The sequence below is a fragment of the Methylophilus sp. Q8 genome (assembly GCF_000800115.1).
Lineage (GTDB): Bacteria > Pseudomonadota > Gammaproteobacteria > Burkholderiales > Methylophilaceae > Methylophilus.
Genome location: NZ_JUHE01000001.1, coordinates 155,903 through 173,544, shown reverse-complemented (window position 1 = coordinate 173,544; position 17,642 = coordinate 155,903). Strand labels below are relative to the sequence as shown.

21 protein-coding genes are annotated in these 17,642 nt (G+C 50.6%); 10 read left to right on the top strand and 11 right to left on the bottom strand.

Annotation, left to right across the window (positions count from 1 at the left end):
* Window positions 1-144: 144 nt before the first annotated feature.
* The 5 genes from GQ52_RS00890 to GQ52_RS00875 all read left to right on the top strand — a co-directional run bounded on the left by GQ52_RS00890 (window position 145) and on the right by GQ52_RS00875 (window position 3,092).
* Entirely contained in the window at window positions 145-984 is an 840-nt protein-coding gene (locus GQ52_RS00890; protein ID WP_019881718.1) for an A24 family peptidase, read from the top strand.
* An 11-nt stretch (window positions 985-995) separates the two neighbouring features.
* The gene (gene coaE / locus GQ52_RS00885; RefSeq protein ID WP_047514299.1) at window positions 996-1,595 is read left to right on the top strand and encodes a dephospho-CoA kinase; all 600 of its coding nucleotides are present in this window, start codon (window positions 996-998) and stop codon (window positions 1,593-1,595) included.
* 69 nt (window positions 1,596-1,664) lie between these two features.
* Window positions 1,665-2,438, top strand: a complete 774-nt coding sequence (zapD, locus tag GQ52_RS00880) for a cell division protein ZapD (RefSeq protein ID WP_029512330.1) — start codon at window positions 1,665-1,667, stop codon at window positions 2,436-2,438.
* A gap of 26 nt (window positions 2,439-2,464) precedes the next feature.
* Window positions 2,465-2,626, top strand: coding sequence for a DNA gyrase inhibitor YacG (locus GQ52_RS13810; protein WP_369751528.1), 162 nt, complete (start codon window positions 2,465-2,467; stop codon window positions 2,624-2,626).
* A 22-nt stretch (window positions 2,627-2,648) separates the two neighbouring features.
* A complete protein-coding gene (locus GQ52_RS00875; protein WP_047514290.1) occupies window positions 2,649-3,092 on the top strand; it encodes a copper chaperone PCu(A)C in 444 nt (147 codons plus the stop codon).
* Window positions 3,093-3,131: 39 nt separating this feature from the next.
* Here GQ52_RS00875 and GQ52_RS13805 read toward each other — a convergent pair whose 3' ends face one another.
* Genes GQ52_RS13805 through GQ52_RS00865 form a run of 3 tightly spaced genes read right to left on the bottom strand, consistent with a single transcriptional unit; the run spans window position 3,132 to window position 4,479 of the window.
* A complete protein-coding gene (locus GQ52_RS13805) occupies window positions 3,132-3,356 on the bottom strand; it encodes a VF530 family DNA-binding protein (RefSeq protein ID WP_081979297.1) in 225 nt (74 codons plus the stop codon).
* Window positions 3,340-4,071, bottom strand: coding sequence for a hypothetical protein (locus GQ52_RS00870; RefSeq protein ID WP_047514288.1), 732 nt, complete (start codon window positions 4,069-4,071; stop codon window positions 3,340-3,342). The genes GQ52_RS13805 and GQ52_RS00870 overlap by 17 nt, the downstream gene beginning before the upstream one ends.
* A gap of 33 nt (window positions 4,072-4,104) precedes the next feature.
* On the bottom strand, window positions 4,105-4,479 hold the full coding sequence (locus tag GQ52_RS00865; protein ID WP_047514286.1) for a type IIL restriction-modification enzyme MmeI: 375 nt from the start codon (window positions 4,477-4,479) through the stop codon (window positions 4,105-4,107).
* 271 nt (window positions 4,480-4,750) lie between these two features.
* Between GQ52_RS00865 and GQ52_RS14145 the strand changes: the two genes are divergently transcribed.
* Window positions 4,751-5,926: a hypothetical protein gene (locus GQ52_RS14145; RefSeq protein WP_200884037.1), complete on the top strand. Its 1,176-nt coding sequence runs from the start codon at window positions 4,751-4,753 to the stop codon at window positions 5,924-5,926.
* A gap of 262 nt (window positions 5,927-6,188) precedes the next feature.
* On the opposite strand, the gene GQ52_RS00850 is transcribed toward GQ52_RS14145, so the two are convergent.
* Entirely contained in the window at window positions 6,189-7,151 is a 963-nt protein-coding gene (locus GQ52_RS00850) for a Nudix family hydrolase (RefSeq protein WP_047514283.1), read from the bottom strand.
* Between the two features lie 73 nt (window positions 7,152-7,224).
* Window positions 7,225-8,082 (bottom strand): ATP-binding protein, encoded by an 858-nt coding sequence (locus GQ52_RS00845; RefSeq protein ID WP_047514280.1) that lies wholly within the window; start codon window positions 8,080-8,082, stop codon window positions 7,225-7,227.
* A gap of 155 nt (window positions 8,083-8,237) precedes the next feature.
* Here GQ52_RS00845 and GQ52_RS00840 point away from each other — a divergent pair, with 155 nt between their 5' ends.
* Together GQ52_RS00840 and rng are read left to right on the top strand one after the other, a co-directional pair.
* Complete coding sequence (locus tag GQ52_RS00840) at window positions 8,238-8,810, top strand: nucleoside triphosphate pyrophosphatase (protein ID WP_047514277.1); 573 nt, start codon at window positions 8,238-8,240, stop codon at window positions 8,808-8,810.
* A 48-nt stretch (window positions 8,811-8,858) separates the two neighbouring features.
* On the top strand, window positions 8,859-10,325 hold the full coding sequence (gene rng / locus GQ52_RS00835) for a ribonuclease G (RefSeq protein WP_200884062.1): 1,467 nt from the start codon (window positions 8,859-8,861) through the stop codon (window positions 10,323-10,325).
* Window positions 10,326-10,373: 48 nt separating this feature from the next.
* Here the strand turns inward: rng and GQ52_RS00830 are convergent, their stop codons facing one another.
* From GQ52_RS00830 to GQ52_RS00820, 3 genes are read right to left on the bottom strand one after another with little or no spacing between them, the layout of a single operon-like run.
* On the bottom strand, window positions 10,374-10,922 hold the full coding sequence (locus GQ52_RS00830; RefSeq protein WP_047518441.1) for a YggT family protein: 549 nt from the start codon (window positions 10,920-10,922) through the stop codon (window positions 10,374-10,376).
* On the bottom strand, window positions 10,922-11,755 hold the full coding sequence (gene proC / locus GQ52_RS00825) for a pyrroline-5-carboxylate reductase (RefSeq protein WP_047514271.1): 834 nt from the start codon (window positions 11,753-11,755) through the stop codon (window positions 10,922-10,924). Before proC ends, GQ52_RS00830 begins: the two co-directional genes overlap by 1 nt.
* Before the next feature lie 5 nt (window positions 11,756-11,760).
* Window positions 11,761-12,477: a YggS family pyridoxal phosphate-dependent enzyme gene (locus GQ52_RS00820; protein WP_047514268.1), complete on the bottom strand. Its 717-nt coding sequence runs from the start codon at window positions 12,475-12,477 to the stop codon at window positions 11,761-11,763.
* Window positions 12,478-12,553: 76 nt separating this feature from the next.
* Between GQ52_RS00820 and GQ52_RS00815 the strand changes: the two genes are divergently transcribed.
* Complete coding sequence (locus GQ52_RS00815) at window positions 12,554-13,597, top strand: type IV pilus twitching motility protein PilT (RefSeq protein ID WP_047514266.1); 1,044 nt, start codon at window positions 12,554-12,556, stop codon at window positions 13,595-13,597.
* Window positions 13,598-13,601: 4 nt separating this feature from the next.
* Entirely contained in the window at window positions 13,602-14,762 is a 1,161-nt protein-coding gene (locus tag GQ52_RS00810; protein WP_047514263.1) for a PilT/PilU family type 4a pilus ATPase, read from the top strand.
* A 93-nt stretch (window positions 14,763-14,855) separates the two neighbouring features.
* On the opposite strand, the gene GQ52_RS00805 is transcribed toward GQ52_RS00810, so the two are convergent.
* Genes GQ52_RS00805 through pyrR form a run of 3 tightly spaced genes read right to left on the bottom strand, consistent with a single transcriptional unit; the run spans window position 14,856 to window position 17,639 of the window.
* Window positions 14,856-16,151: a dihydroorotase gene (locus tag GQ52_RS00805; protein ID WP_019881734.1), complete on the bottom strand. Its 1,296-nt coding sequence runs from the start codon at window positions 16,149-16,151 to the stop codon at window positions 14,856-14,858.
* On the bottom strand, window positions 16,148-17,104 hold the full coding sequence (locus GQ52_RS00800) for an aspartate carbamoyltransferase catalytic subunit (RefSeq protein ID WP_019881735.1): 957 nt from the start codon (window positions 17,102-17,104) through the stop codon (window positions 16,148-16,150). The genes GQ52_RS00805 and GQ52_RS00800 overlap by 4 nt, the downstream gene beginning before the upstream one ends.
* A complete protein-coding gene (gene pyrR, locus GQ52_RS00795; RefSeq protein ID WP_047514261.1) occupies window positions 17,097-17,639 on the bottom strand; it encodes a bifunctional pyr operon transcriptional regulator/uracil phosphoribosyltransferase PyrR in 543 nt (180 codons plus the stop codon). The genes GQ52_RS00800 and pyrR overlap by 8 nt, the downstream gene beginning before the upstream one ends.
* Between the last annotated feature and the right edge of the window lie 3 nt (window positions 17,640-17,642).

The following is a 17,642-nucleotide window of genomic DNA, read 5'->3' as shown; positions in this document are numbered from 1 at the left end:
GGTTTTCAAGGCGGTGAAAGCGGCTTTTAAACAGGTTTTGCCGTCTTTTAGCCTTGCTTACTTGCATTAACGATGCGATCATGCAGCAACCTTAACTATGTTATCGGTATCATGTCAGAAATCCTTGAACCCGTTTTAAGTTTAATGCAGACGCAACCCCATTTTTTACAGGCCGTGTGCCTGCTGATTGGCTTGCTGGTGGGGAGTTTCCTCAATGTGGTGATCCATCGTTTACCGAGAATGATGGAGCGTGAGTGGCATGCCAGTTGCCTGGATTTGCAAGGGCAAACTGCACCGGAGCAGCCCAAATATAACCTTGTGACCCCGCGCTCGGCTTGCCCGCATTGCGGACACCGGATTACCGCCATTGAAAATATTCCTGTCATCAGTTACCTGTTTCTGCGTGGACGCTGCCGCGGCTGTCAAGCCTCGATTTCTGTGCGTTATCCATTGGTCGAGTTATTAACCGGTTTGCTGTCGCTGGGGGTGGCCGTACAGTATGGCTACAGCATGCTGACGGTATTTGCCCTGGTGTTTGTATTCGCGTTGGTGGCGTTGACGTTTATCGATTTTGACACCCAGTTGCTCCCCGATGATATTACGCTGCCTTTGTTGTGGCTGGGCTTGTTGCTGAATATCAAATACGGCTTTACCGACCTGACTTCAGCCGTCGTCGGCGCGATGGCAGGATATTTGGTGTTATGGTCAGTCTACTGGCTATTTAAGCTTGTTACCGGCAAAGAAGGCATGGGCTATGGTGACTTTAAACTCCTGGCTGCCATTGGTGCCTGGTTTGGCTGGCAGTTATTGCCTGCCGTCATTTTACTGAGCTCGGTGGTGGGTAGTGTGATCGGTATCGGCCTGATCTTGCTTAAAGGCAAAACACGCCAAACCGCGATCCCGTTTGGCCCATTTTTAGCGCTGGGGGGTATTGCTGCCTTGTTTTACGGGCAAGCGCTGGCTTCCTATTACCTGATACCGTAACGAGCACCATCATGAGCAAAGTCGTGGCCGTGACTGGCGGCATAGGCAGTGGTAAAACCGAAGTATGCAACGCGTTTATGGCATTAGGCGTGCCCGTCGTCGATTTAGACCATATCGCCCGTGACATGAGCGCGCCTGGCAGCTCGGCCATGCAAGCGGTACGCGTGCAGTTTGGCGATGCCATGTTTAATGCTGATGGCCAGCTGGATAGGGCAAAATTACGCGAATTGGTCTTTGCTGAGCCAGATGCGCTGGATCAACTCAATCAAATTATGCATCCGGCCATTCGTTTGGAGGCTATCCGGCAGATAGCACAATATGCCGATGCTTACGTGGTGCTGGCGATTCCGTTGCTGGTGGAAAGCCGTGACGACTGGCGCATGATTGATCACGTGCTGGTCGTCGATTGTGATGAGCAGATGCAACTCGCGCGCGTGATACAGCGCAGCCAGCTATCAGAAGGCATGGCGCAGGCCATGATCGCTGCGCAAAGCAGCCGGGATGAGCGTTTAGCCATTGCAGATTCGGTGATCGAAAACGATCAAACACTGGCTAAATTGCAGGAAAAAGTGCTAGAGTTTCATAAAAATTTCTCTAAGACTTGCCAGTGAGTGAAAAGGGTTTCATAATCAGGCTTTTATTGCATACTTTTCAAGTATCAGCTGACAGAAAAGGCTGCCGTGTCGAGCTACGAGTTTCCATTTAACGAGCGCATCAGAACTTATCTCCGCCTAGAAGATCTGTTCGTCAAGATGTTGCACCACATTGAGATTGGGCATGAGATCAGTCATCATGTCGCGCTGATTTCCATGCTGCAAATCCTGGATTTGATTGATCGCGGGGATTTGAAAGTCGATCTGCTACAAGAGCTGGACAGACACAAGGTCCAGTTATCCTTTCTGCAAACCAATCCTAATATCGACCGCAATGCACTGGCGAGCACATTGTCCAGCCTGGATCGCTGTGCCACCGCTTTGCGTTCTGATCATCAAAAACTTGGCCAGTCGTTGCGTGAAAATGACTGGTTAATGAGCGTCAAACAACGCACCAGTATTCCTGGCGGCGTGTGCGAGTTTGATTTACCGTCTTACCGTCATTGGCTGTACCTGGGCGTAGAGCGTCGTAAGGACGACTTCGACAACTGGCTGACCAAACTGATGCCTATGTATGAGTCGATTCGACTGATTCTGCAATTGTTGCGCGGTAGCGGCCAGGTATTGTCACTGGTGGCGCATCATGGCGCTTACCAGCAGCAATTGTCCGGTCATAAGCCGGCACAATTGTTACGCATCGAAATCGACCACGACGAATGCTTCCCTGAAGTCAGTGCCAATAAATACGCGATCAATATCCGCTTTCAAAAGTTGGATTTCGTGCAACGCCCGAAAGGTTGCGAGCAGGACATCCCGTTTAAGATGATCGTCTGTAACTTTACCGGGGCTGGACACAATTGACACAGCCCGCCGTTAAACCCCGCAAGGTGGCTTGTCCGTCTTGTGGCGAAACTTCAGAGTACTCCACCGCTAATCCATACCGCCCATTCTGCAGTGAGCGTTGCAAACTGGTCGATCTCGGCGATTGGGCTACGGAGAAGTTTCGTATTCCTGATAGCACCCCGCCAGATTTATACGAGCCAGAATAACTGGTTGCCAGGATTATTGAATATGCAAAAAACAGCCTTCTTATCCCGCCTCGTCACCAGCGTTTGCCTGATCGGCTGGCTAGGGATTGCGCATGCAGAGGTAAAACTGAGCGATGCGTGGGTTCGCGCTTCCAATCCAGGCCAATCTGTAGGCGCCGCCTACGTCACATTATCCAGCGCACAGGATGTCACCTTGGTTTATGCCGAAACAGAGCGTGCTGGCACGGTAGAAATGCACAGCATGACCATGCAAAACGGTGTCATGAAGATGCGTAGCATGGAAGAATTGCCAGTACCTGCTGGCAAGCCAGTTAAACTGGCACCGGGCGGCTTGCACTTAATGCTGTTTGAACTGCCCACACCGTTTAAAGCGGGTGAGCAAGTAAAATTCAGACTCTGTTTTAAAGACAAACAAGGCAAGATTACGGATCAGTTTGTCACCATGCCGGTAAAAGCCGCACCCTGATTTAAAAACGATTCATATGGGCTTAAACCCCGATCAATATCAACCGTGATTTTTAGCAAAAGTCGCGAGATATAAACTCTCTACCTCAGCTCGCGCCCACGGCGTCCGCCGCAAAAACTTCAAGCTAGACCTCACAGATGGGTCGCTCTTAAAACAGTTGATATTCACTCTCTGTGCGAGTTTATCCCAGCCGTAATAGTCGACCAAGGCGACAACGACCTGCTCAAGCGTGATGCCATGTAATGGATTATTTGTTTGACTCATAAATGGCAATACCACCTTGTGCTTCGTTTACAAAAAACGAAAATAGGAATGCTGCATTAGTAATTACAGCTGATACTAATGTGGCCTCAATAATAAACACTAGACAGTTCCATAATTCAGTATTTGGGACCATGTATGACGTGGAAATCATAATCATACTTATCACAAGAAAACCCAATGACCATCTGGCCGTATCAAAATGATGTTTGGCCACAATGCGACGAACAAAAATTACTCCTAATTCATTGAATTCATCTTCTAGGCGAAGAAAGTATCTAGCGAAATAAACAGAATCTTTTTTGCTCAAAGCTATGAGTTCCGTGTCTGGCATTTGTTGTCTTATAAAGTTTGCTTCATCGTATTCAAGCCATTCCTTTAATGCTAAGCAACGTAAAGGGTCTATCTGGTTTTTAATAAGTGATTCAAGCTCTTCATATCCGTTTCTTTCTTTACTGTTCGCGATTTCATCCAAAATTTCCCTTACTTCTGCAATCTGTTTTTTCGCATCTTCGCGTAGTCCTGTAACAAATGTATTTAGAAGCGCGATTGAAGAACCCGCTAACAAAGCAAAAAGTATCGACACTGAACGAAGAGCCTCTGCGCCCGATAGCCGAAGTTCATGATAATTTTTTGTATGAACAGCTATTAGCGAGGCTAAAACAGCCACAACCAGAGGAATCAATAACAACAAATTTCGTTTAGTTAATAGCGTCATTATTTGTAAGCCGTGTTGCTTTATATCGCCTGATCATTGATTTGCTACTCTTTCGAGATTCAATTTGAGCAAACTCCTTAAAATTTCTTCATCCGGCATTTCTGGCGTGTAATCTTCCCAGTCGTAAGCTTTAGCCACGGCGGCATCAAGCGCTTTGTGCGCGTTATCTAGCCACGCAGGTCTTTGGTTGTATAAGTTGGTGAGTGTTCGTTTTTTAAGTTCGGCGTCGAATCCTGCTTTGGCCACCGCCCGTTTAGGGAAGTCTGCTTTTTCTTCTTCGGGGGTAATGACCCAATCGACCCATTCATTAGGGTTTAACCAATTGTCGCGGAGTTCATTTAGGCGTTGTGCGGCACTGGCAATTTCATACACTGTCTTATTAGCGTCCCCACGGGGAGGGGAATTCAATATCTTCCTATGTCATTGATTTTAAATAAGTAATAAATGGGAAAAAATCCAACTGTTTCTAAATAACAAGGTACACCAGCAGGTGCTCTAATAATAGTTAAAACATAATCCTATCATTAGTTTTGCAACGGTTGTGAAAATGTACTTTGCTATGAAGCTAAAGAGTATTTTTATCTTGCAAAATGCCACTGCCTCATATAGTTTTAAGTCAATGTAATAGTTGCAATTTTTGTTTCTCATTTTGAATTATAAAAATACAGGGTGGATCAAAATGAAAAGTCATAGTTTTCCAAAGACCATCACACTAAGTATATTTCTATTGATCTTAATGCTCATTTCAGCAGACTTTGCATTTGCAAGAGGAGCAAGAGGCGGAAATGTAAGTGTGAGGGGATATGTTCGTAAAGATGGAACCTATGTACAACCACATGTGAGGTCTGCGCCCGATGGCAACTTCAGTAACAATTGGAGTACTTACGGAAACGTAAATCCATATACTGGTAAGGTTGGAACACAGTTATCTCCTAATTCATATGGTTATGGTCTCAGATCATTTTCATATCCTTCAACTTTGCCTCCCAACACTAACTCAATTGCTAACGATAATTCTCCTAATTTAGACCAAGACCAACCTGAATCTACAACTCATGAAAGCAATTCCGAGGAATACATTAGCCCAGCCAGATCAATAGAAACAGGTCGGACAAAGACTCATAGGCCGGGTATCGTTGAATGTGACCCTGGCTATCGTTCATCAAGGGAGGGCTGCATTTCTGTTGATGTACCTCAAAATGCAAAATTGAATTATTACGGGAATGGCTGGGAATGTGAAAAAGGATACCGCCAAGCGGGTGCCTCATGCGTACCCGTTGAATTGCCTCAAAATGCCAAACTTAATTACTATGGCCATGATTGGGAGTGTGAAAAGGGTTTCCGTCAAATCGGTGCCTCATGCGTTGCTGTTCAATTGCCTCAAAACGCTAAGCTCAACTACTACGGTCATGATTGGGAATGTGAGAAAGGCTATCGCCAAGCAGGCGCCGCATGTGTTGCTGTAGATTTGCCTCAAAACGCTAAGCTCAACTACTACGGCAATGGATGGGAATGTGAGAAGGGTTATCGCCAAGCAGGCGCCACATGTGTTGCTGTAAATTTGCCTCAAAATGCTAAGCTGAATTATTACGGTAATGGTTGGGAGTGTGAGCGTGGCTATAGGCAAGCAGGAAGTGTATGTTTAATAGTTGCCATTCCGCAAAATGCCAAATTAAATTACTACGGGAACGGCTGGGAGTGCGAGCGTGGTTATAGACAGTCTGGAGGTATTTGCCTAGCTGTTGCAATACCATTGAACGCCAAGCTAAATTACTATGGCAACGACTGGGAATGCAATGATGGCTATCGAAAATCTGGCCAGCAATGTTTGGAACCAGCTATGGCTAGAAATTGAAATGCCATCCTGTTAAAGCCAATTGTTTCTATAACATGCATACCTATGCACGAAAGCAAGCGTTCAAGCTTACCGAAAACTAAGTTAAAACGTTCAGCTGGGGAGCTATCAGGTTTTTAGGTAGGGGATTTTAAGTATTTATATAAAGTTTCCCTGGATATACTATATTCCCCAGCTACATTTAAGGTGGTAAGTACATTCTCAATATCTAGGCTGTTATCACTCACAAGCTCCTGTACATCCCCACTTCACAACCTGTTATTTAATTGAGGAAAGACCAGCATGCCCGTTGCATGGCAATACCGCGCGCACCCGCAGCGAGCGCGATTGATAGATGCTCTGGCAGCATACCCCCTAAACCATAAACTGGGATTTCCAATCCATTTAAGGTTTCACTAAATTTCTCCCATCCCATTCCGCTTGCTTCTGGATGACTTTTTGTCGGTAATACTGGCGAGAGCAGGGCGAAGTCTAGTTGGAGTGATTGTGCTTGTTCCAACTCTGCGCGACTGTGACAAGAGGCGCCTACCAATAAGTGATCCGGTTTTTGCGCCAGGGCCAGCAGACGCTGGCTATTTAAATGCACGCCTTGGTAACCGAGCTGTTGGGCTTGCTCTGGGCTGCCGTTGAGTAGGCAGCGGCAGTCGTAGGACGCGCATAGCTGTAATACTTGTTCGCTTAATTGAGTCAATGCTGCGCTATCAAGCTGTGGCTCACGGATTTGCAGCAGTTGCAGGCCTTGGTCTAATTGTTGTTTTAGCGCTTGCAAGAAGGCGGGTTTGCCCATTTCTTGCACATTGCTGATGGCATAAACGGGCGGCAGGCTCAGGGCTTGCATAATTGGCGCATTGGCGGGTAGCACAGGGGTGACGTTGAGCTTTTGCGGATGTTGCCAGGCGAATTGCTGGCCTTCGCGTGCTTGTAACTCACCTTGCCATGCATGCACGAAAAAGAAGTGCAGGAGCACGGTTTTGGCTTCGGCATCATGGGTGGCCGGATAATCGTAGCGGCGTTTGATCCACGGCTGTATTTGTGTGGGGGTGATGCCGAGTTCTTCCTGGGATTCACGGATCAATGCATGTTCTGGCGTTTCGCCAGCTTCGATTTTGCCGCCGGGAAACTCCCACCAGCCAGCCCAGCCTTTGCCATTGGGGCGGCTGGCGAGCAGGTATTCGCCATTGGGTTTGATCAGGATGGCAACGGCGACTTGTACGAGTTTGGTCATATTGTTTTTAGCTGCGTTTCAATGTGAGTAAGCGCAAATGGTTTTAAAGATGAATGCCTCTATGCGCAGTGTTTTATGCGCCTAGTTGCAGCTTGCCTGCGTAGTCTTTGGCAAACTGGTAGGCCACGCGGCCGCTGCGGGCGCCACGCGTGTGGTAAAACTGCAGGGCGGCGTGGCGGGCAGCGTCATCCATGGGGATGCCAAAGGTTTGCAGCCAGTGCTCGGCAATGCTCAGGTATTCGTCCTGGTCAAAGCTATAGAACGAGAGCCACAGGCCAAAGCGCTCGGCCAACGAGGTTTTCTCGTCTATGGTGTCGTTTTGGCGGATTTCACCTTTATCGACAATTGGCTGGTTGTCGGCCATGTATTCCGGCATCAGGTTTTTGCGGTTGGAGGTGGCATATACCAGCAGGTTAGGCGATGCATCTTCAATCGAGCCATCGAGGATCACTTTGAGCGCTTTATAGCCGGTGTCGTTGGCTTCAAACGTGAGGTCGTCACAGAAGATAATAAACTTTTCCGGCCGCTGGCGTATCAGTTGCGCAATTTGTGGCAGGTCATTGAGGTCCTGCTTTTCAACTTCAATCAGGCGCAGGCTTTCGGCGGCATAGCTATTGAGTAAGGCTTTAACTAATGATGATTTGCCTGTGCCGCGTGCGCCAGTGAGCAACACATGGTTGGCAGGCAAACCTTGCAAAAACTGCCGGGTGTTACGCACGACTTCAGTTTTTTGCCGGTCAATAAATTGTATGTCTTGCAGCAATACTGCATGCGGGTGGTCTACGGCTTGTAGCTGGCCTTGTGCACCGTGTTTGACCCAGCGCCAGGCGATGGCCTGCCAGTTGATGTCGGCGGGAGGTGCGGGGAGCAGGGTTTCCAGGCGCGTGATCAGTTGTTCGGCACGCTGCAGCAAGTGTTCAAGTGAGTTCATGCGGATAGCTTGGTGAGAAAAGACAAACGAGCGGTTATTGTACACAATGAGGCAGGCGCCTGTTAGTACAAGTTGGGTCGCAATTGGGACAGCCTTTAGCGCAAAATCGACTGTGTTTGTGTTACCTTGTGCGGCTTGTTTGTTAAGCTGGTGGAATGTTCATGTATCAACACAAGATCATCCTGGCGTCACGCAGTCCGCGTCGCGTGGAATTGCTGGCGCAGTTGGGCGTGCAATGCGAAATTGTGCCTGCCGATATCGACGAATCCAGTTTGCTGGGTGAAGATCCCGCGCAATATGTGTTACGCCTGGCGCAAGAAAAGGCGCTTGCTGTGGCTGCGGTGCATGGCGTGCGTGGTTTATCGATTCTGGCGGCGGATACGACCGTGGCTTTGGGCCAGGATATTTTAGGCAAACCGGCAGATGCGGGTGAGGCCATGGCCATGCTTTCGCGTTTAAGTGGCAGCCTTCATGTGGTGCATACGGCAGTGGCGGTTTATCAGGCCGGTCAGGTACGTTGTTTACTCAATACCACAGAGGTTGAGATGATGCACGTGCCACAAGCGGTGTTGCAGGACTATATCGCCTCGGGCGAGCCGATGGATAAGGCAGGTGCCTATGGCATACAGGGGCGCGCCGGGGCGTGGATCAAACGCATTGATGGCAGTTATAGCGGCGTGATGGGTTTACCGCTGCATGAAACGGCGCAGTTGCTGCACGCATGGTAAACTTTGTATAAAAGATAATGAATCGGGATCGGGTAAAGCAATATGTCATTGGCGCAAGAAGTACTGATTAACGTCACGCCGCAAGAGACGCGCGTGGCGATTCTGGAGCAGGGCATTGTGCAGGAGCTGCATATTGAGCGGGCGTCATCACTGGGTATTGTCGGCAATATCTATCGCGGCACCGTGGTGCGCGTATTGCCAGGCATGCAGTCGGCGTTTGTCGAAATTGGCTTGCAGCGTGCGGCCTTTCTGCATGCGGCGGATATCATGGAGTGCCATTCAGAGGATGGCGCGGTTAAAACCGCCAGGCCGATTCAGGAGGTCTTGCATGAAGGCCAGTCGATTATCGTGCAGGTGATTAAAGAGGCCATCGGCACCAAGGGTGCGCGATTGACGACGGAAATCAGTATCGCCGGGCGCTTTCTTGTCTATTTGCCATACCAGAAGCACATTGGTGTCTCTCAGCGCATTGATATTGAAGAAGAACGCGAGTTTTTGCGCAATCGCCTGCTGGGCTTGTTGCCGGAAGATCGTGAAGGCGGCTACATTATCCGCACCATGTCTGAGAATGCGACTGATGAAGAGTTGCTGGCGGATATTGAGTACCTGCGCAAAGTCTGGCAAAAAATCCAGGCCGAAAGCAAAAAAGTCGGTGAGCGTTCGCTGATTTTTTATGACCTGAGTTTGCCGCGCCGTATTTTGCGCGATGTGGTGTGTACTGAAACGACCAGTATCCGCGTTGACTCGCGCGAGATGTTTGAGCGCTTGAAAGAGTTTGCCGAGTTGTATGTTTCACACGCAGTCAAGCCGCTTATGCACTACAAGGGCGAGCGTTCTCTGTTTGAGTTTTATGACATTGAAAGCGAAATTGAAAAGGCTTTGTCGCGCAAGGTGGAACTTAAATCCGGCGGCTACCTGATTTTTGACCAGACCGAGGCACTGACCACGGTAGACGTCAATACCGGCAGTTTTGTCAGTGGCAAAAACCTGTCTGATACCATTTTTAAAACCAACCTTGAAGCGGCGCAAACCATTGCGCGGCAACTGCGTTTGCGCAACCTGGGCGGCATTATCATTATCGACTTTATTGATATGGATGAAGATGCGCAGCGTGAGTCGGTGCTGGAGGAGTTGCGCAAGGCGGTGACGCTGGATAGGGCGCGTATCAATGTCAACGGCTTCTCTGCACTCGGCCTGGTTGAGTTGACGCGTAAGCGCACACGCGAAAGTTTGGCACATTTGTTGTGTGAGTCTTGCCAGGTGTGCCAGGGTCGTGGCGAACTCAAAACTGCGCAAACCATTTGCTATGAAATCATGCGCGAAGTATTGCGTGAGTCCAAGCAGTTTAAAAGCGCCAAAGAATTCAAGATTCTGGCATCACCTGAAGTGATTAATATGCTGAGCGATGAAGAGTCGCAGAGCCTGGCCAGTTTGTCTGACTTTATTAAAAAGCCGCTGTCACTGCATCCGGATACGCAGTACGGGCGGGAAGAGTTTGATATTGTGTGGATATAAATAAAAAAGGACGACAAGCTGTCGTCCTTTTTTATGTTTTTGCTTGTCTTAAAGAATACTCACTGCCAGGCCTGGCAGCACAATATGGCTGATCATTTGCAATAAAATCAGCGCGACCAGTGCAGAAAAGTCAAAGCCCTGAATCGGCGGCAAAATACGGCGTAATGGCTCCAGAATAGGGGCTGACAGTTGGTTCAAGACACCGTAAATTGGGCTGTAAGGGTTGACCCAGCTTAAAATTGCCATCAGCAAAATCGCATAGAAAAACACATCTACCATTTGCCCCAGCACGCCAAACACTGCTTGCCATACCCAGAAAAACGGTGAGGCAGGTGCGCCAGTCAGCAAGGCCAACAGGGCAAACAAAATAATCTGCATCAATAAGGCCAGCAGCAATGTCGATAAATCCCACTCCTTGATCGGGCGAATCAGTTTACGTGCGGGTTTGACCATAAAGTCGGTCAGTGCCATGGTCATTTGACCCAACGGATTTTGGAACGAAGTACGTGTCCATTGCATTAAAAAACGCAGTACCAATAAAAACGTCAGCATGCCGAAGGCGGCATTGAGTAAAAAAGTCGTCATGTTTTGCAACATCATGCTTGTGCTCCCAGTTGATCACCCAGTTCTTTGGCGCGGCGTGCCGCTTGCGCAGTGGCATCTTGCATCATGCCATGAATATCATGCTGGCGCATGCTGAGCAGCCCTTGCTCGGTCGTGCCGCCCTTGGAGGTGACCTGCTCACGCAAGGTGGCGATCGGCGTAGTGCTGCCAGCGGCCAACAGGCTGGCGCCTTTAAACGTCGCCAGGCTCAGTTTGAGCGATTGTGCTTCGCTGAGACCTAATGCAACGCCAGCTGCCGTCAAGGCTTCTATCATCAGAAAGACATAGGCCGGGCCGCTGCCAGAAATGGCAGTCACGGCATCCAGTTGCGCTTCATCGTCCAGCCACACAACTTCGCCTGCGGCTTGTAACACCGCATCGGCCAATGCGCGTTGCGCGGCCGAGACTGCAGGCAAGGCATAAGCGCCGGTAATCCCGGCCTGAATTTGGGCCGGGGTGTTCGGCATGGTGCGCACGATGATTTGATAGCCATTTAACCAGCGGCTCAGATCTGCCGTGCGTATGCCCGCAGCGACCGACACCACTAACTGTGATTGCAGCAAGGGGGCCAGCGCCAGCGCCACGCTTTGTAATTGTTGCGGTTTGACGGCTAGCACAATGATATCTGCCGCCAGTGATTCTGCCGTCAGGCTGGCGCTGGTGTTGATGCCCAGGCTGGTTTGCAAGTGTGGATGTTTGGTCGTGTCCGGGTCAATCACGGTGATATTTTGCATATTAAATGCACGTTGTTGCAGGCCTATCATCAAGGCTTGTGCCATATTGCCGCCGCCGATAAAGGCAATGCGTGTGGCTGAAAGTGATTGCATGGTGATCAGGTTCCTTTTATCACTGAATCTGTGGGTAAAGAGGGGATGCGCGCGCCAAAAATGGCGGTGCCTATGCGTACCAGTGTGGCGCCTTCGGCAATGGCCGCCGCAAAGTCGCCACTCATGCCGATGGATAATGTGTCCAGTTGCAGGCCATGGCTGTTCAGGTGTTCAAACAAGGCGCGCACCTGCCGAAATTGGTCACGCTGTTGCTCAATGTCACTGCAAGGTGCCGGAATTGCCATCAAACCGCGTAGCTGCAAGCGTGGCAACTGTTTGATATTTAAGGCGAGTTCCAATAACTCCTGGCCACTGGCACCACTTTTGCTTGCCTCTTCGCTAATGTTCACTTGCAGGCAAATATTGAGTGGCGCCAGCGTTGACGGGCGTGCATCAGACAGGCGTTGTGCAATTTTAAGGCGATCTACCGAGTGTACCCAGTCGAAATGACGGGCAATTGGCTGTGTTTTATTGCTTTGAATTGGCCCGATAAAGTGCCATGCTATAGCACAGTCTTCAAGCTCAGCCTGCTTTTGCAGGGCTTCTTGCAGGTAGTTTTCGCCAAACACGGTTTGACCAGCGTCATAGGCGGCGCGAATCGCCACTGCCGGTTGTGCTTTGCTCACCGCGCATAGCGTGACAGGTTGCGTAGCCTGAAAACGTGTCTGTGCGTCTGCGATCTGTTGGCGGATACAGGCAAGATTGTCAGAGAGGGCAGTCATGGCAGCTAAACAAGTGTTGAAGAACTAAGAATACAAAACTAAAGCAACATTATATAAATAATCACTGGAGTCGATTGTGGATATTTCAGATTTATTGGCATTTTCAGTTAAAAATAAAGCGTCGGACTTACATTTGTCCTCCGGCCTGCCACCGATGATTCGTGTGCATGGCGATGTGCGCAAGATCAATTTGCCCGCCATGGATCATGCCGAAGTACACCGCATGCTGTATGACATCATGAATGACAGCCAGCGCAAAATCTACGAAGAAACGCTGGAATGTGACTTCTCGTTTGAGATTCCTGACCTGGCGCGTTTCCGGGTTAACGCGTTTAACCAGCAACGTGGTGCCGGTGCAGTATTCCGTACTATTCCGAGCAAGGTGCTGACGCTGGATGAGCTGAATGCCCCAAAAGTATTCAAGGACATTGCTGATACACCACGTGGCATTGTGCTGGTGACCGGGCCCACTGGCTCGGGCAAGTCCACTACGCTGGCGGCGATGATTGATTACATCAACGAATCGCAGATGTCGCATGTGTTGACGGTGGAAGACCCGATTGAATTTGTGCACACCTCGAAAAAGTCGTTGATCAACCAGCGTGAAGTCGGCCCGCATACGCAATCGTTTGAGAATGCGCTGCGCTCTGCGTTGCGTGAAGACCCGGATGTGATCCTGGTGGGTGAGATGCGCGACCTGGAAACCATCCGCCTGGCGTTGACTGCGGCCGAAACCGGTCACCTGGTATTTGGTACCTTGCACACCAGTTCTGCGGCCAAAACCATAGACCGGGTGGTCGATGTGTTCCCGGCGGCGGAGAAGGAAATGGTGCGCTCCATGCTGTCTGAATCGCTGCGTGCCGTGATTTCACAAACCCTGTGTAAAACCAAGGATGAGCAAGGCCGCGTCGCCGCGCATGAAATTATGATGGGCACCCCGGCCATTCGTAACCTGATTCGTGAAAACAAGATTGCCCAGATGTATTCTGCGATCCAGACTGGCCAGAGCCTGGGCATGCAAACCCTGGACCAGAACCTGCAAGACCTGGTAAAACGTAATATCATCAGTGCCGCTGAAGCGCGCACCAAGGCGGCGAACCGTGACGCTATCATCGGCTAACAACATGGACAGCACGCAAACGACGGGCGATCACGCCCATACGGAGAAGTTCGTCACTGACCTGCTGAAACTGATGGTCACGCGCAAGGCTTCAGACTTGTTTATCACGGCGGGCTTTCCGCCAGCGATGAAGATAGACGGCAAGCTGACGCCGGTGTCCTCACAAACCCTGAACACCCAGCAAACCGCCGAGATCGGTCGGGCGGTGATGAACGATAAGCAGGCGCTGGAGTTTCAGCAGACGCTGGAATGTAACTTTGCAATCAGCATGCCGTCCGTCGGCCGTTTCCGCGTCAATGCGTTTATTCAGCGCAGTGCGGTCGGCCTGGTGTTCCGGGTGATCAATACCAATATCCCCAAATTTGATGAATTAAAGTTACCGCAGATTCTTAAAGACGTGGTGATGGCCAAGCGAGGCCTGATCATTTTTGTCGGCGGCACCGGTTCTGGTAAGTCGACCTCAATGGCAGCCATGCTGGGGCATAGAAACGAAAGTAGCTACGGCCATATTATTACCATTGAAGACCCGGTCGAGTTTATTCACGGCCACCGCAATTGTATTGTCACCCAGCGTGAGGTTGGCGTGGATACCGAAAGCTGGCATGCGGCGCTTAAAAACACGCTGCGCCAGGCGCCGGATGTGATTATGATCGGCGAGATCCGTGACCGTGAAACCATGGATTACGCGATTGCTTTCTCTGAGACCGGCCATTTGTGCCTGGCCACCTTGCACGCCAACAGTACCAACCAGGCGCTGGACCGGATTATTAACTTTTTCCCTGAAGAGCGCCGGCAACAGTTATTGATGGACTTGTCGCTTAACCTGCGTTGTGTCGCTTCGCAGCGATTGATCCCAAAAATTGATGGCAGTGGGCGCGTGGCTGCGGTGGAAGTGTTGTTACATTCGCCGTTGATTTCTGACTTGATCTACAAAGGTGATGTACACGCGATTAAAGAGATCATGGCCAAATCACGCGAACTGGGCATGCAAACCTTTGACCAGGCCTTGTTTGATTTATTTGAGTCAGGCCAGATCAGTTATGACGATGCCTTGCGCAATGCCGATTCGGTCAATGATTTACGCCTCAAGTTTAAGCTTAACAGCAAGATGGCAAACCCTGAGAATCAGGAGCGCGGCAAGATTTCTGACCTGGATATCTTGTAGTCAGCCCACGCCCGGTTTCAAAACGCTGCACATAAAAACGCCTGCGATGTGGCCATACATCGCAGGCGTTTTTGTTGAGGCTTACACGCTGGTTTACACAGTAGTTTGCAAGGTTTCTTGCTGGAACACCAGGTTGCCCTGCGTGAAGGTGGTGGTCACCTTGCCGGTGACTGCATGATGCACAAACGGCGTATTCTTGCCTTGGCTCAGCAGGGCACGGCCGTCAACACGCCACTCCATTTCCGGGTCATAAATCACGACATCTGCCGTTGCCCCCACCTGCAAATCACCTGCATTAACGCCAAGGATATTAGCTGGTGCTTGCGTGATTTTGGCCAGCGCTTGTGTGGGAGATAGCTTGGCTTGTGCCGCCCATTTTAAGGTCAGTGGCAGTAACAGTTCGAGCGCAGAGGCGCCCGGATGTGATTCGGCAAACGGCAGCGCCTTGGCGTCATCGTCCACCGGCGTATGGTCTGAGCAAATGGCATCCAGCGTGCCATCCAGCAAGCCTGCACGCAGCGCGTCGCGGTCGCGCTGGGTACGCACGGGTGGTTTTAAATGCACCATGCTGTCAAAGAAGCCAATATCCATGTCGGTCAGGTGCAGATGCTGAATACTCACATCTGCCGTCACCTGCATGCCGGATTGTTTGGCCTGGCGGATCAGCTCTACGGACTCTGCGGTAGAGACGCGGGCGATATGCAGCCTGACGCCGGTGGCTTGCGCAATACGCAGCATGGTTTGCAAAGCGATGCTTTCTGCCGCAGAAGGAATGCCTTTCAGGCCTAATCTCGAAGCGACCTCGCCATCATGCGCGACACCATTTTTGGCCAGGTAAGGATCCTCGGCACGCATAAACAAGGTATAGCCAAAAGAAGCCGCATATTCAAAGGCGCGCCACAGTACTTGCGTATCAACAATGGTGGTATCTGCCTGCGAAAAGCCCACGCAACCGGCCGCAGTCAATGCATACATTTCTGTGAGCAACTGGCCTTGCAACTGGCGCGTGACGGCGCCTAGCGGATAGACATGCGCTAGTGCCTGTGATTTGGCCCTGTGTTTGAGCATTTCGACCAGGCCGGGTTCATCCAGCACCGGGTCGGTGTCTGGCGGGCAGGCCAGGCTGGTGACGCCGCCGGCCATGGCTGCGCGTAACTCGCTCAGTAGCGTGGCTTTATATTCACTGCCGGGCTCGCGCAGGCGGGCGCACAAATCGACCAGGCCAGGTAACACCCATTTGCCACTGGCATCCAGCGTTTGGTCTGCCTTGAAGTTTGCCGGTGCCTCACCGATGGCGACAATTTTGCCAGCACTGATATACAGGTCTTTGACCTGGTCCAGTTGCTGGCTGGCATCCATCAGGCGGCCTTGTTTAATTACGATGTTCATGCGGCGTTGCCCCCTCCCAGAATTGCCATCACCGCCATGCGGACTGCGATACCATAAGTCACTTGCGGCAGAATCACTGATTGTTTGCCATCTGCGACTGCTGAATCAATTTCTACGCCACGGTTCATTGGGCCAGGGTGCATCACAATGGCATCCGGTCTGGCCAGCGCCAGTCGCTCTGGCGTCAGGCCAAAGGTCTGGAAAAACTCTTGCGAACTGGGTAGCAAGGCGCCAGACATACGCTCGTTTTGCAGGCGTAGCATCATGACCACATCGACATCTTTCAGGCCTTGTTCCATATTGTGGAATACCTGCACGCCGAGCTTTTCCACGTCAGTTGGCAATAGGGTGCGTGGTGCGATGACACGTATTTCGGGTACGCCTAGCGTCGTCAAGGCATGAATTTCGCTGCGGGCGACGCGTGAATGCAGTACATCGCCAACAATCGCCACACGCAGGTTGTGCATTTCCGGTTTGTATTTGCGGATGGTAAATACATCCAGCAAGCCTTGTGTCGGGTGCGCATGACGGCCATCGCCCGCATTAATGACGCTGATATGCGGTGGTACATGCTGCGCAATAAAGTGCGCGGCGCCGCTTTGCTGGTGACGCACAACAAACATATCGGCGTGCATGGCAATCAGGTTGTTTACCGTATCTAAAATCGTCTCGCCTTTGGATTGCGACGAGGTGCTGACGTTGAGGTTAAGCACATCGGCCGATAGGCGCTTGGCGGCAATTTCAAACGTGGTGCGTGTGCGCGTACTGTTCTCAAAGAAAATATTGCAAACGGTTTTGCCACGCAGCAGCGGCACTTTTTTGACTTCACGCTCGGCCACGCCGACAAAGTTTTCGGCCGTATCCAGAATGTCGGTCAAAATGCGTTTGGGTAATCCTTCGATACTCAGCAGATGCTGTAGTTGTCCTTGCGCGTTGAGTTGCGGGTTATGCATGGTCGTCAGCTCCACTCTTGGCAGGCGAGGCCGATTCAGAAATGCTGAGGCTTAAGCGCCCCAGCGTGTTCATGGCCAGGTCAAACGATTGATGCGCCTGTAACGGCAGGTCGGCACCGACCATGTCTGGCCGGATTGGTAACTGTGCGCCACCACGGTTGATCAGGGCAGCCAGTTGTACCGAGGCCGGACGGCCATAGTCAAACAGTTCATTCATGACCGCACGCGTGGTACGACCGGTATAAAAAATATCGTCGATCAGGATGATATGCTTGCCATTGATATCGAACGGGATATAAGCCGGGTGCGCAGATGTTTTCAAACCACGTTGTGCATAATCGTCTCTATACATGGCTGCATCCAGTTTGCCAAACAGAATGTTATGCCCTAGCTCAGTTTGCAGGCGCTTGAGCAGCCTCTCCATGAGCCAGACACCGCCGGTATAAATGCCAACCAGGGCAGTATTTTCCTGTATGCGTGGCTTGAGTTGCTGGTATAAATGCTCTAGTAGTTGTTCGGGATCAGGTAATGTCATGAG